Annotated in this window: 13 protein-coding genes; 10 read left to right on the forward strand and 3 right to left on the reverse strand. The window is 62.5% G+C overall.

The window, feature by feature from the left end:
- The first annotated feature begins 79 nt into the window (after nucleotides 1-79).
- The 8 genes from AWB78_RS13455 (at nucleotide 80) to AWB78_RS13490 (ending at nucleotide 8,908) form a co-directional block, all read left to right on the forward strand.
- Nucleotides 80-1,345, forward strand: a complete 1,266-nt coding sequence (locus AWB78_RS13455) for an ATP-grasp domain-containing protein (protein ID WP_062605089.1) — start codon at nucleotides 80-82, stop codon at nucleotides 1,343-1,345.
- Nucleotides 1,335-2,570, forward strand: a complete 1,236-nt coding sequence (locus tag AWB78_RS13460) for an MFS transporter (protein ID WP_062605090.1) — start codon at nucleotides 1,335-1,337, stop codon at nucleotides 2,568-2,570. Before AWB78_RS13455 ends, AWB78_RS13460 begins: the two co-directional genes overlap by 11 nt.
- Before the next feature lie 198 nt (nucleotides 2,571-2,768).
- Complete coding sequence (locus AWB78_RS13465; protein ID WP_062605091.1) at nucleotides 2,769-3,473, forward strand: hypothetical protein; 705 nt, start codon at nucleotides 2,769-2,771, stop codon at nucleotides 3,471-3,473.
- A gap of 211 nt (nucleotides 3,474-3,684) precedes the next feature.
- The gene (locus AWB78_RS13470; protein WP_062605092.1) at nucleotides 3,685-4,101 is read left to right on the forward strand and encodes a ribbon-helix-helix domain-containing protein; all 417 of its coding nucleotides are present in this window, start codon (nucleotides 3,685-3,687) and stop codon (nucleotides 4,099-4,101) included.
- 33 nt (nucleotides 4,102-4,134) lie between these two features.
- A complete protein-coding gene (locus AWB78_RS13475) occupies nucleotides 4,135-5,238 on the forward strand; it encodes an extracellular catalytic domain type 1 short-chain-length polyhydroxyalkanoate depolymerase (RefSeq protein ID WP_062605093.1) in 1,104 nt (367 codons plus the stop codon).
- 379 nt (nucleotides 5,239-5,617) lie between these two features.
- Nucleotides 5,618-6,559: an agmatinase gene (speB, locus tag AWB78_RS13480; RefSeq protein ID WP_062605094.1), complete on the forward strand. Its 942-nt coding sequence runs from the start codon at nucleotides 5,618-5,620 to the stop codon at nucleotides 6,557-6,559.
- A 249-nt stretch (nucleotides 6,560-6,808) separates the two neighbouring features.
- Nucleotides 6,809-8,218 carry a DHA2 family efflux MFS transporter permease subunit gene (locus AWB78_RS13485; RefSeq protein WP_062605095.1) on the forward strand — a complete coding sequence of 470 codons (1,410 nt, stop codon included), beginning with the start codon at nucleotides 6,809-6,811 and terminating at the stop codon, nucleotides 8,216-8,218.
- Between the two features lie 105 nt (nucleotides 8,219-8,323).
- On the forward strand, nucleotides 8,324-8,908 hold the full coding sequence (locus AWB78_RS13490) for a lytic transglycosylase domain-containing protein (protein ID WP_062605096.1): 585 nt from the start codon (nucleotides 8,324-8,326) through the stop codon (nucleotides 8,906-8,908).
- Nucleotides 8,909-9,038: 130 nt separating this feature from the next.
- Here AWB78_RS13490 and AWB78_RS13495 read toward each other — a convergent pair whose 3' ends face one another.
- Together AWB78_RS13495 and AWB78_RS13500 are read right to left on the reverse strand one after the other, a co-directional pair.
- Nucleotides 9,039-9,407, reverse strand: coding sequence for a hypothetical protein (locus AWB78_RS13495; protein WP_062605097.1), 369 nt, complete (start codon nucleotides 9,405-9,407; stop codon nucleotides 9,039-9,041).
- A gap of 103 nt (nucleotides 9,408-9,510) precedes the next feature.
- Nucleotides 9,511-9,828 (reverse strand): hypothetical protein, encoded by a 318-nt coding sequence (locus AWB78_RS13500; protein ID WP_062605098.1) that lies wholly within the window; start codon nucleotides 9,826-9,828, stop codon nucleotides 9,511-9,513.
- 252 nt (nucleotides 9,829-10,080) lie between these two features.
- Here AWB78_RS13500 and AWB78_RS13505 point away from each other — a divergent pair, with 252 nt between their 5' ends.
- Nucleotides 10,081-10,719 carry a hypothetical protein gene (locus tag AWB78_RS13505; RefSeq protein WP_232477701.1) on the forward strand — a complete coding sequence of 213 codons (639 nt, stop codon included), beginning with the start codon at nucleotides 10,081-10,083 and terminating at the stop codon, nucleotides 10,717-10,719.
- 194 nt (nucleotides 10,720-10,913) lie between these two features.
- Nucleotides 10,914-11,417: an Mpo1 family 2-hydroxy fatty acid dioxygenase gene (locus AWB78_RS13510; protein WP_062605100.1), complete on the forward strand. Its 504-nt coding sequence runs from the start codon at nucleotides 10,914-10,916 to the stop codon at nucleotides 11,415-11,417.
- Here the strand turns inward: AWB78_RS13510 and rarD are convergent, their stop codons facing one another.
- Nucleotides 11,418-12,395 carry an EamA family transporter RarD gene (rarD, locus tag AWB78_RS13515; protein WP_062605101.1) on the reverse strand — a complete coding sequence of 326 codons (978 nt, stop codon included), beginning with the start codon at nucleotides 12,393-12,395 and terminating at the stop codon, nucleotides 11,418-11,420.
- Nucleotides 12,396-12,454: the final 59 nt, after the last annotated feature.

The following is a 12,454-nucleotide window of genomic DNA, read 5'->3' on the forward strand; positions in this document are numbered from 1 at the left end:
AAAGCTTTTAAAAGACGAGCTTGTCGAGTTCCATCTCGGCCTAAGGCGATTAACGCATTTATCAGCGAGGTCTGCTGTCGTGAGAATTCTTATTCTGCATCGTATTCCCTATCACAAGATCGATTATCACCTCGGCATCGATCATGATCGCCATGACGTCTACTACATCGGCACGGAGAAGAGTCTTGCAACGATTCCCGCTTCGCTTCCGTGCAAGCAACTGCTTCGCCCTGGTATCGATCGCGCGAGCGACGAAGTCATTGCCATTGTTAAATCGCTCGACATCACGTTCGACCGGGTACTCTCACTGTCCGAATATGAATTGCTGGATGCCGCGCGGGTGCGCGAAGCACTCGGCGTAAGCGGACCGGGAGTCGCGAAAGTCGAAAAGGTGCGCGACAAGTTGCTGATGAAACGTCTGGTCGCGCAAGCTGGCCTGCGCGTTCCACGCGCCATCGCACTGGCGGAGTATGAAGAGAACCCCCGCATCGCCGACTGGACCGGCAGGACCGTCCTCAAACCGCTCGACGGTGCGTCGAGCGAAGACGTCGTGGTCTTCGACTCACCGTCTGCGCTGATCACGGCGCTAAAGGACCACCGAACCGGCGTATATAGCCTCGACCATGCAACTCGCGCCTCGGCCACCGCGCGCTTCGAGATCGAAGAATTCGTTACCGGCCCCATTCTGCATTTCGACGGACTCGTCAAAGACAGCCGGGTCGCGGTCGTCGTCGGCAGCCGCTACGTGGGCACTTGCCTCGACTACGCGTCGGGCATGCCTCTGGGATCGGTGCAGATCGACGACCATCCGGTTGCACGCGATTGGGTCCAGAAGGTGGTGTCAGCCGTTGAGATCCGTGACGGCAGCTTCCATCTCGAAGCCATCGATCATGCCGGTTCTCTGGTCTTTCTGGAGATAGCCAACCGCGTCGGGGGCGCCGACGTGGTAGACACTTTCAGGATGCGAACAGGCATACACCTGCCATCATGCGAACTGAAGTTGCTCATCGGTGAAGACGTTGAGCTGCACACCACGCCTGATTCCGGCGTCCGCTACGGCTGGTTCGTGTTGCCAGGCCATCACATGCCTCGCGGAGGGTGCCACCTTCACGGATCGCAAGGGTTCGTCTCGCATCCCTGGATGGCTCGCTGGAATCAGCTCGCGCAAGGTCAACCGCTGCCCCGGCACATTACCTATCAGGCGACCGAAGCGCCGGCTGCCGGCGTCGTCGCAGGCCCGTCCACCCAGGAGCTTGAACAGTTGCTCGAGGACCTCTTTGCGTCGGTGCGGATCGAATCCCTGCCACTGGACGCGGCCGCCTGGGGAGAACGTCATGCAGCGTAGTGCAATCCTCCGGTTCTTGTTATCGCGGGCGGCCTCTTCGCTCGGAGATCAGTTCCTCATGTTCGCGGTGCCGTTGATCGTGTACCGCAGCACGGGAAGTGTCGCCATGTCAGGCCTGGCGTTTTTTATCGAATGGCTGCCGCGAATCTGTTCATTGCCGATCGCCGGTAATCTGTGCGACCGGCTGGACAGTTGGCGCGTGTACGGCTTCGCCGACACGGCGCGCGCGATAAGCTGCGCATGTGTTGCCTGGCTGGCTTTGGCGACGCCGTCGAACTCGTTTCCCATCATTGCGGGCTTGAGCGCGGTATGCGCATTTTTCTATGCACAGGCGTTCATCGCGCTCGAATCGACCGTTCCGAGGCTCGTGATGCCGGAGCACATGCCCAAGGCGCAGGCACTTCTGCAAGCCATCGATCAGACCGCCAGTATTGCGGGGCCAGCCTTGGCCGCGCTGCTCGCCGCGCGATTTCCGCCGAGCGGCTTATTGTGGGTCGCAGCTTCGGTGTTCGGCCTCAGTGCGTTGTCGGTATGGTCATTGCGAAACGACCTGCATCGCGCCGAGCCGCGACGTACGGAAGACCGAGAGGGTTTCAATGCTGGCGTAGTCGGGGCCGTCGGAGTGTTACGTGACAAGCCCGTTCTCTGGGCACTGATCGCATTGAGCATGGGGGTGAACCTGATTGTCGGTGTCGCGCTGGCCACCGGTGCGGCGATCACCACTGGCCGGTTCGGGCTGTCGAACAGTCTGTTCGGATTCCTCCAGACCATCGTCGGCGTCGTTGCGCTCGCCAGCTTTCTGGCCGTTCCTTATCTGACACGGCGCCTATCCGTCTACTGGATTGGTGTCGTCGCGTTCGGAATGATCGTCGCAGGAGGGCTTCTTATGGGCATGGCATCGTCATTTCCGGTGTTTGTGCTGGGCTATGCACTGAGTTTTGCGTCTTGCGGTCTATTCAATGTTTATATCCGCACGGAGCGCGCGCACTGGATTCCCCGGGATCAACTGGGCAGGGTTCTGAGCCTGATCGTATTGCTGAATCAACTGAGCCTGCCCGTGGCCGGCTTGATTGTGGCCACATTCGGCGGCCGCCTCGGTGTTCAACCGATTTTCATCGCGGTCAGCATGCTCGGACTTCTGACTTACGCAGCATTGTGGCGCTACCTGCAACGCAATTCACGCACGGCTGATTCGCTTCGCATGATGGTTGTCAAAGTCGAATGACGCACGGACCCGGCGTCGCAGCGCATTGCCGTAGCGTTCCCGATCGGGATGCGATGCTCTCGTTCTGATCTGTCCCGCTCGCCTCGTTCGGATGGCGCCTCTAGGCTCGGCGCTTCATGGCCGATCTCCGCCGGGATGACGAGGCTGAGTCGCTAAAATGCCTCGACGAGTTCCCTTCGACAGCGTCGAATGCGAGATATGCTGACTTCCTTTTTCCTGAGCGGCGACACCATCCGCAGTCGACGCGTAAGCGACATCGTTTTATCCGGCACGCTCGATGTGCCTGCACCTTCTGCGCCCATGCTTGCGGATTGGCAAAGAGAGATAGCGGCGCGGCTCGCCCTGGAACCCGGGGATGTCGAGGCAATGCATCTGGCGCGCACGCAAGTGCGCTGGCCGGACTACAAGCGCTGCGTGCAGGCCGTGTCCGACTGGACAGACGCCCTCGGACTGCCCGCGGTGCTTGCCGATAGCAACATGGCGCTGATGGCCTGTCGTGGAGCGAGGTATCACCATGATGGCGAGCAATACGGCGGTGCCGTCTTTTGCAATCTCTTCCTGAGCGAAGACAAGGGTCTGGACTTGCACTTTCCCTCTACGGGACAACGCATTCCCCTTGAGCGGGGAACAGCCGTTATTTTCGACACGGTCCAACCCCACGGCGTCATACGGCGCGGCAGCGACAGTTTTTCTCCGGCCGACTTCGCCCCGGATCAGGACTTCACCCAGATTTTCCTGACGTGGGAACTTCCCATCGAAGACGCCAATATTGCGCGTGCGCTGAAGGTCGTCTTCGATATCGACCGCTCGACGTCGCTGCAACTCAAGGAAGAGCAAGTCTGGTTGAACGGCTCACCAGCCGTCGTGTGCCCGGAATCGGGTCGCTGGCTGCGCCTCGACTAGCTATCGGCGCCGCGCACAAGGCCGTGGCACCGGAACGTGAAGTAAGCGGCTCGCAACCCGTCTCGTCCTCGCGTCGGCTCGAGGCATACCCGCATCGCCCGCGACCTCCTGAATGGCCCGCACACGGTCCGAATGCAGCAATCCGCATTGACGCCCTCTTGAAATAATCCTATAACCATCCATATGGATGGTAACGAGAGGGTTTTGAAAGATGGCAAAAGAAGTGCCGGATCGCTCACGAGGCAGCGAAACCGAAAAGATCACAATCAATCTCGGCCCAATCGACCTGGGCCAGATCGATCTGCTCGTCGAAGAGGGCTTTTACTCGAACCGCACGGATCTGATCCGCACAGCCATCCGCAATCAGCTGTCGATTCATGCTCCGGCCGTAAAAGACACAGTAACGCGCCGCGAACTCGTCCTGGGCCTTCAGCATTTTTCGAAACACGATCTCGAGGCGGCGTGCGCGGCCAATCAGCGTCTGAGAATTCAGGTGCTGGGATTGGCGAGCATTGCCGCGGACGTCTCACCCGAACTTGCGCTGGCAGCGATCGACTCGATTCTGGTTCGAGGCGCGCTCCACGCATCACCGGCGGTCAAGGCCGCGTTGGCGGATCGAATCCGCTGACGCTCCTGACTCTTTCCCGCTAACGGAACAAACATGAAACTCAACGAAGGATTTCTGGACTCGATGAAAGAGGCATTCGCACTCTTTCGCAGCAACGATCCCGCTGGGGCAGCAGAGATCGTCAAGCGCGCCATGCGTGGCGAACCGGCGGACGCGGCAACCGCGCGTGCAGACCCGCATGACGGCACGACGACGACGCGCTTCGCCGACCTCCTGCAACCCCGGCGTCACGTCCATAAGACGCAACCCGAAGTGGACGTGCAGGATTGCGGGCACTTCAGCACGCGGCGCTTCGCCAACGCCGCTGGTCAGCGCAATTACAAGGTCTACGTTCCTGGTCATGACCGCAGCGAACCCCTGCCTCTGATCGTCATGCTGCACGGCTGCACCCAGGACGCCGACGATTTCGCAGCCGGCACGCGGATGAACGCGCTCGCCGAAAAGCAGGGCTTTATCGTCGCTTATCCGACCCAGCCGCAGGGCGCGAACAGATCGAAATGCTGGAACTGGTTCAGGCCTGCCGATCAGCAGCGCGACCAGGGCGAGCCGTCGCTGATCGCGGGCATCACCCGAGAGGTCATGGCAGATTACAACGTCGATCCGAAACGCGTCTTCGTGGCCGGTCTTTCGGCCGGCGGGGCGATGGCGGCGATCGTGGCGCAGACCTACCCCGATCTGTACGCAGCAGCAGGTGTCCATTCGGGTCTGCCCGTCGGATGCGCGCACGACCTGCCATCCGCGCTGGCAGCCATGCGCGGAGGCAAGGCCAGATCCAAAGCGCGCAAACCTGGCCGAGCGGACATTCACTACGCGCAGGCGTCGCAGTGCCCGCTCATCGTTTTTCACGGCGATGCCGATACAACCGTGCATCCTGCCAACGCCAACGAATTGGTACGCGAGTTTTCCGCGCGTGAAGCAATACCCGTTCGTGCATCGAGCGGCGATAGCAGAGCGAGGAAGCACACGGTCCGACACATGACGTCGCAAGCCGGGGTAGACGCCGAACTCTGGATCATCCACGGCGCGCCCCATGCGTGGGCTGGAGGCTCTTCGAGCGGAAGCCATACCGATCCATCCGGCCCCGACGCCAGTGCCGAGATGGTGCGATTTTTTCTCGAGCATCCGCGTCGTCACTGAGCGTCCCGCGCGCTGCGCTGCTGCTCAGTCCTGCGTCGACCATCACGCGGAAGGCTGCTACATCGGCGCCGCCGTGCGGGGCGTCGTCCTGGAAGAATCGATGGCGCTCTTCGCAGTCTTTGACGCTATCGCGGGCGAACTGCTGCCGCCCGGCCCTTGTGCCGCCCGCGGTCCTTTGCTGAAATAGAGCGGTCACTGGCGCGGCGAACCATGCGCGTCATACGCTGGAACGCTGGTTATCGATCGTCGTAGAAGATCGGAAGCGAGCGAACTCTGCAGACGTAGCTCGGGCGGATTCGCGAAGAAACCGCCATCTTTGACGATTCCATCGCTTGCTCGGTGTGAGCAAGTCACCGACACTCTCGCCTTCGAGTTCCTCATGACAAGCACCGATCTCTCGCAGATGCAGATGCCCCGCTTCTCGGGCATCCCGACGTTCATGCGCGTTCCGTTCGAGCGTGATCTGGCCGCGCTCGATATCGCGCTGGCGGGCGTGCCATTCGACGGCGGCGTGACGGCGCGGCCCGGCGCGCGCTTTGGGCCCCGCGAAATCCGCAACATGTCGACCATGACGCGCGCGATCCACCACGTTACACGCTTCAATCCGTTCGAAGTATGCCGCGTAGCGGATATCGGAGACGTGCCTTTCGATCATCTCTACGATCTCGAAGCCGCGCACGGCGATATCCGTCGTTTCTTCGAGCCGGTGTTTCAGGCGGGAAAGATCGCGCTGACTGCGGGCGGCGATCACTCGATCACGTATCCGATTTTCCAGGCTATGGCGCCGAAGAAGCCGCTCGCGCTCGTGCACATCGATGCGCACACCGACACCTGGGACGCATTCAAAGGCTCCAAATTCACGCATGGCGCGCCGTTCAGACGTGCGGTCGAAGCGGGCCTGCTCGACCCGACGCGCACGATTCAGATCGGCATTCGCGGCGCACAAAACAGCGACGAAGGCTGGCGCTACTCGCTGGATCACGGCATGCGCGTGGTCTTCATGGAAGAGTTCGATGAACGCGGTCCCGCCGCGATTGCTGAAGAAGCACGGCGCGTCGTCGGGGATGCACCCGTGTATCTTTCACTCGATGTGGACGGGCTCGATCCCGTATTCACGCCGGGCACGGGCACACCGGAAATTGGCGGATTGACGACGCGCGAAACACTTGCACTGCTGCGCGGACTCGACGGGCTGAACTGGGTCGGCGGCGATGTCGTCGAGGTTTCGCCGCCCTACGATCCGAGTGGCAACACCGCGCTCGTTGCGGCAACGATGATGTACGAGATGCTGTGTCTGTTCGCGAAGGGCCACGCATCCTAGTTCTGGCAGCAGGTTTGCCGGGGCATTGGCTCGAGACCACGGCTGGCGCGGGGTTCGGGTGCAAGTCACCCCGCCATCCAGCCGAGCGGTCACACAATCACTCAGCCAAACTACTTGCAGCCCACACGGCGGCGGCCGCTTCACTCAAAAACGCCCGTTCGCATATCGCGCTAGACTGTGCGCCATGCAACCGTTCCCATTCCAGCACGCCTTGCGGCAAGCCTTCAGCGGGCAGGCACGCGCCGCATCGTGAAAGGCGGCAACTTTCGCATCACCGCCGCCGTCGTGGCCAGCGCGCTCTTCATGCAGAACATGGACGGCACGATCGTCGCGACCGCCATCCCGACCATGGCGCGCGATCTCAACGTCGATCCCGTTCATCTTTCCAGCGCCATCACCGCCTATCTCGTCGCGCTGACGGTCTTCATTCCCGCGAGCGGCTGGGTCGCCGACCGCTTCGGCGCGCGCCGCGTGTTCATGTGGGCGATCGCGACCTTCACGCTCGCGTCCGTCGCGTGCGCCGCCGCGATGAACCTGCCGCAACTGCTCGCCGCGCGCATCGTGCAAGGCCTCGGCGGCGCGATGATGGTGCCCGTCGGCCGCCTGATTCTGTTTCGCGGCGTCAAGCGCGAGGAACTGCTGCAGGCGACCACCTGGCTCACGGTGCCCGCGCTCGTCGGTCCCTTGCTCGGCCCTCCGCTCGGCGGCTTTCTGACGGACGCGCTCAACTGGCGCAGCATCTTCTGGGTGAACGTGCCGGTGGGAATCGCCGGACTCTTGCTCACCTGGAAGCTGCTGCCGCCCTCGCCGCCCGAGAACCGCACGCCGCCCGACCTGCGCGGCATGCTGCTCTCGGGCGCGTCGCTGAGCCTGTTCATGCTCGGCATCGAGAGCGCCGGGCGCGGCGTGCTGCCCGTGGGCGCGCCGTGGATCTGCGCGGCGGCCGGCCTGCTGCTGTTCCGCGCGACCGTGCTGCATTGCCGGCGCGCGCCGAATCCGGCCATCGACTTCTCGCTGCTCTCGATTCCCACGTTCCATGCGGCGACCGTCGCGGGCAGCCTGTTCCGCGCGGGCGCCGGCGCGCTGCCGTTTCTGGTGCCGCTGACGCTGCAGACGGGCTTCGGCTATAGCGCGACGGCAAGCGGCCTCATCACGTTCGCCAGCGCGCTCGGCTCGTTCTGCATGCGGCCGATGACGGCGCTCGCGCTGCGGCGCTTCACGGTCCGGACCGTCCTGTGCGCGGGCAGCGTGGTGTTTGCGGCCGTGCTGCTCGTCTGCTCGACGATGTCGCAGGCCTGGCCCGCCGGCGCGATCTTCCTGTTGCTGCTGCTCGGCGGACTCGGCCGCTCGCTGAGTTTCGCGACGATGGGCGCTCTCGCCTTCGCCGACGTGCCCAAGCCGCGCCTCGCCGCCGCCACGTCGTTCCAGGGCACCGCGCAGCAGTTGATGAAAGCGGTGGGCGTAACGGTCGCCTCCGGCACCATCCAGGCGACGATGCTCGTTTCAGGCAGCACGCACACCGAACGCTGGCAGCTCGCGTGCGGGTTCATCGTGACGGCGTTCGTCGTTCTGGCATCGCTACCGATGTTCGCGCGGCTCGCCCACGACGCCGGCGAGGGCATTTCGGCGCCCTCCGCGAAGCGCGCGGAACGCACGTAAAACATGCCGTTTCCCGAAACAAAACATCAGATTTAAGACAAGTACATGATCCACAAGGGTTTTTTATGTGGCTATAATGCGATTCCGCTTTGATCTGCCCATCCGATGCGCCGTTTTCTCGTCATCACTGCCGCCCTTGCCTTCTCACTGAGCTCCGCGCATATCGCGCTCGCGCAGGAAGCGCCCGACAGCGCGCTCGCCGCCAGCGACGCCATCGCGCAGTCCGCCGCTCAGCAAGACCCGAAGGCGCAGCAGGCGAGTCGCAAGATTTCGGAAGTGCTCACGCGCAAATTCGGCGTGGCGAAGGAAAAGGCGCAGACCATCGCAGCGGCGGTCATGTCGTCGGCATCGAAATATTCGCTTCCGCCGGCGCTGTTGCTCGCCATCATCTCGATCGAATCGCGCTTCAAGGAAACGGCCAAAGGGCCGAACAACGCAACGGGGCTGATGCAGGTGGTGCCCTCGGCGCACAGGAAGCTCGTGCGCAACGTGGATCTGACGGACCCCGAGGACAACATCGAAACCGGCTCGGCGATCCTGCACGGCTATGTGAAATCCGCTCAAGGCGATGTCGACGCCGCGCTGAAAAGCTACGGCGGCTCGCGCGCCTACGCCGAGAAGGTCAGCTTGCGCGCGAAGACGTTCGAACCCGCTGCATCGGCGGAGGCGGCTTCCGCCAGCGGTCAGTAACACTCATCCTCAGTCACGCTCGCGCCGGTCATGGCGCGACGCTTCAACAGCGCGCCGCCATCAGGCGGATGCCGCAAATGCGTCATGACGACGCCGCAGCGATCGCACCTGCATGCGCGCCGGCATCACATCAATAAGCCTTCTTCGTGCCGGTACCATCCGACTTCATGCCGCCCGAATTCATGTTGCCGTTGTTCGGCGCGCTGCGTTGCACCGTGCCTTGATCCTGGCTCATGCCGTTGGTGGCGTCGTTGCCCATGCCGCTCTTCGCACCGGTGCCCATCGTGCTGTCCGGCGCGCCGCCCATGCCGGTGCCGCCCATGCCGACGCCGCCGCCCTTGCCTCCGGCCGCCGAGCCGGCGCCCGCTGAACCGTTACCGCCTGCGCCCATCGATCCGCCCGCCGCCGCGCCGCCACCGCCGCCCGCCTGCGCATAGACACCGCCCGACAGGCCCAGCACGAGCGCCGAGATGACCAGCTTTTTCGTAGTCGCGTTCATTGCAAGTCTCCAAAATGTGCGTATCGGTCGGGGCAACGCATCGGATGCAACGACCGTGTTCGCATCAGCGCAAGGGACGTGCCGCGCCTTTTTAGCTACGCCATCAGTAGCCGCACGGCACATAGCCGCCACGGTAGTTGTCGTAGCAATAACCCTGCGGCTGCGCGGGTTGCGCATACTCCGGCTGTGCATACACCGGTTGCGCGTACGCGGGTTGTTGATAGACGGGCTGCGCATAAACCGGCTGTGCATTCGCGACCGACGACACCAGCGCACCGAGCACCGCGCCGCCGATCAGCGCGCCGACGATCGCACCACCATCGCCGCCGCCGTGATAACCGCCGCCATGCCCATGCGCCGACGCCTGGCCCGCCGCCGTCAAACTGCCGATCATCAACAAGACAAGTGCTGCGCGTTTCATGAGCTTCTCCAATTTCCCGTTTGGCCGGGTTCATGGGCAGCATCTTAAGCAGACGGCTAAGAAATAACTGCTGCAGTTGGTAACCGTGCATTTCAACGATTACAAATAGGCGAATGCAGCGTTGGAGAATTCTCACCGAGCCAATTTCGTTCGGATTCCGAATGGCTATAAGCGGCGTTACAAATCGAATTGAATTCGCTAAAGCGTAACAACTTTTCGAACCGGTCCGGTAACGCGAATAGCCTAGCGCACTTGACCCGGCCGCTTTTACCGCACGCCGTTTCATTTGCTCGCCACTGGTTACTGTTTGTCACCAGAAGAACGTCAACGATATCGAAAGACGCGGCGTTTTCACCGTCAGCGCGGCGCACTGCGTGCCACGCGTCCTCAAAGAAAAGATCAAGGGAGTTTCAAACCATGAAGAAGATCGTCGCTGCTCTCGCATCCGCAATGCTCGTCACCACCGTATTCGCGCAAACCGCCGCGACCGATACCGGCAAAGCGCAACTGAAGGCAAACAGCGAGAAGGCTGAAGCTCAGGCAACCGCCAACAAGAAGAAGGCGGAAGCGCAGCACGATGCAGCGAAGGCGCAGGCATCGGCGAACGAGGACAAGGCATCGGCGCAAGCCGACGCCAACAAGGAAGCCGCGAAGGTAGCGCAGGCGACCACGCCGGAACAAGCTTCCGACGCACGCGGTGATGCCGCCAAGGCACAGGCGAAAGCCGACAAGAAGAAGCACGCTGCACAGAGCAAGGCCGACAAGAAGAAGCAGGACGCAGCGAAAGATGCCAACGTGGCGCAAGCGAAGGCCGACAAGGAAAAAGTCGAGGCACAAAGCGACGCTAACAAGTCGGCCGCCGATGCGAAGGTGGACGCAGCGAAGAAGTAAGGGAGCGCGGCGTCATCGCATTGCGCACTGGGCATTGCAAATCAACAATCCGGTGCGTTCGATCAAGGCGGGCCTTCGGGCCCGCCTTTTTACTTTTCTCGCGAAAGACTTCGAGCGACCCAAGGAAATGCTCTACTTGCCGATCTCGGCACGCGGCTTATCATGCGTGACATAAAAGCATTGGAGACGCCGTCATGCGCACGCTGACCGATCAGTTGTCGCAATACGCCGCTTATCATCGCGACAGGCGCAATATCGCCACGCATTTCGTCGGCATTCCGCTCATCGTGCTCGCGATTGCCGCGTTGTTGAGCCGTCCCGCATGGCCCATGTTATCGGGCGCGTTTCTGCTCACGCCGGCATGGGTGCTCTTCGCGCTCGCCACGCTCTACTACTTATGGCTCGATGTGCCGCTCGGGATCGGCATGGGCATCGTGTCCGCGTCGAGCGCGGCGTTCGGGCAATGGGCCGCATTGCAAGCCACGCCGATATGGCTCGCAATCGGCATCGGCATGTTCGTGGTCGGCTGGGTGTTTCAGTTCGTCGGGCACGTGCGCTACGAGCATCGCAAGCCGGCCTTCATCGACGACATCATCGGCCTTCTGATCGGCCCGCTCTTCATACTCGTCGAGCTGATGTTCGGGCTCGGCCTCATGCGCGATCTGCGCGACGCAATCGAGACGCGCGCGGCAAGATAATCAGTCGATGCGCTCGACTTCCTCCGCGACGGTTTCATGTTCGACGCTCGCGTGATGCTCGCTCATCGGCAATACCTGCTTCTGCGTGCGCTCGCGCATCACAAGACGCGCGCTATGCACGCCCGTCAGCACCACGGCGATCCAGATGGGCACATAGGTGCCGAGCTGCCGCGCCGAAAACGGCTCGCCAAGCAACAGCACGGCGACGCCGACCAGCAGCACCGGCTCCACATATCCGAGGATGCCGAAGAGCGCGAGCGGCAAATGACGGCTCGCACGCAGATACGATGCAAGGGCGATGGTGCTCAAGGCGCCGAGTCCGGGCAGAAGCAGCATCCACAGATGCGGCTCGCCCGCTACATCCGCGAACGAGCCGCGCACGAACAGCATGACGGCCGCGACGGGCGCCATCAACATGATTTCCACCGCGAACGACACCAGCGGATCAGCATTGAGCCTGCGACGCAGCACGAAATACGGGGGATAACCGAGCATGACGACGAGCGTTGGCCACGCGAACGCATGCGTGACGATCAGCTCATGCGCGACACCCACGGCCGCCGCGGCGACGCCCGCCCACTGAAAGCCGTCGAGCCGCTCGCCGTAGTGGAAGCGGCCGAGCAGCACCATCGCGAGAGGCAGAAGGAAATAGCCGAGCGATACTTCGAGCGCGCGACCGTGCAGCGGCGCCCACAAAAAGATCCACAACTGCACGCCGAGCAGCGCGGCCACGACCGCGAACGCCAGCAGCAAAGGCGGCGTTTTGGCGAGCTTCCAGACGAGCGCGCATAATTGCGGCCAGCGCTTTCGAACCGCGACGAGCGCGAGCGCGCCGGGCAGCGTCCACACGATGCGCCACGCGAAGATGTCGAGCCCATCGAGCGGCGCCAGCCATTTCGTGTAGCCCGACATGAGCGCGAAAAGCGTGGAAGCGGCGACGGAAAGCGCGATGCCGCGCGCGAGGTCATGCTGATTCATCGGAAGAAGCGTGCGCCTGAGGTGAATGCAAGCCGAATGAAACGGAAAGAGCGCATTCT

It is taken from the genome of Caballeronia calidae (assembly GCF_900044055.2).
GTDB classification, from domain to species: Bacteria; Pseudomonadota; Gammaproteobacteria; order Burkholderiales; family Burkholderiaceae; genus Caballeronia; species Caballeronia calidae.

Coding starts and splice junctions, on each gene's coding strand:
- AWB78_RS13460 (WP_062605090.1), top strand. CDS start 1,335: ATGCAGCGTAGTGCAATCCTCCGGTTCTTGTTATCGCGGGCGGCCTCT.
- AWB78_RS13465 (WP_062605091.1), top strand. CDS start 2,769: ATGCTGACTTCCTTTTTCCTGAGCGGCGACACCATCCGCAGTCGACGC.
- AWB78_RS13470 (WP_062605092.1), top strand. CDS start 3,685: ATGGCAAAAGAAGTGCCGGATCGCTCACGAGGCAGCGAAACCGAAAAG.
- AWB78_RS13475 (WP_062605093.1), top strand. CDS start 4,135: ATGAAACTCAACGAAGGATTTCTGGACTCGATGAAAGAGGCATTCGCA.
- speB (WP_062605094.1), top strand. CDS start 5,618: ATGACAAGCACCGATCTCTCGCAGATGCAGATGCCCCGCTTCTCGGGC.
- AWB78_RS13490 (WP_062605096.1), top strand. CDS start 8,324: ATGCGCCGTTTTCTCGTCATCACTGCCGCCCTTGCCTTCTCACTGAGC.
- AWB78_RS13495 (WP_062605097.1), bottom strand. CDS start 9,407: ATGAACGCGACTACGAAAAAGCTGGTCATCTCGGCGCTCGTGCTGGGC.
- AWB78_RS13500 (WP_062605098.1), bottom strand. CDS start 9,828: ATGAAACGCGCAGCACTTGTCTTGTTGATGATCGGCAGTTTGACGGCG.
- AWB78_RS13510 (WP_062605100.1), top strand. CDS start 10,914: ATGCGCACGCTGACCGATCAGTTGTCGCAATACGCCGCTTATCATCGC.
- rarD (WP_062605101.1), bottom strand. CDS start 12,395: ATGAATCAGCATGACCTCGCGCGCGGCATCGCGCTTTCCGTCGCCGCT.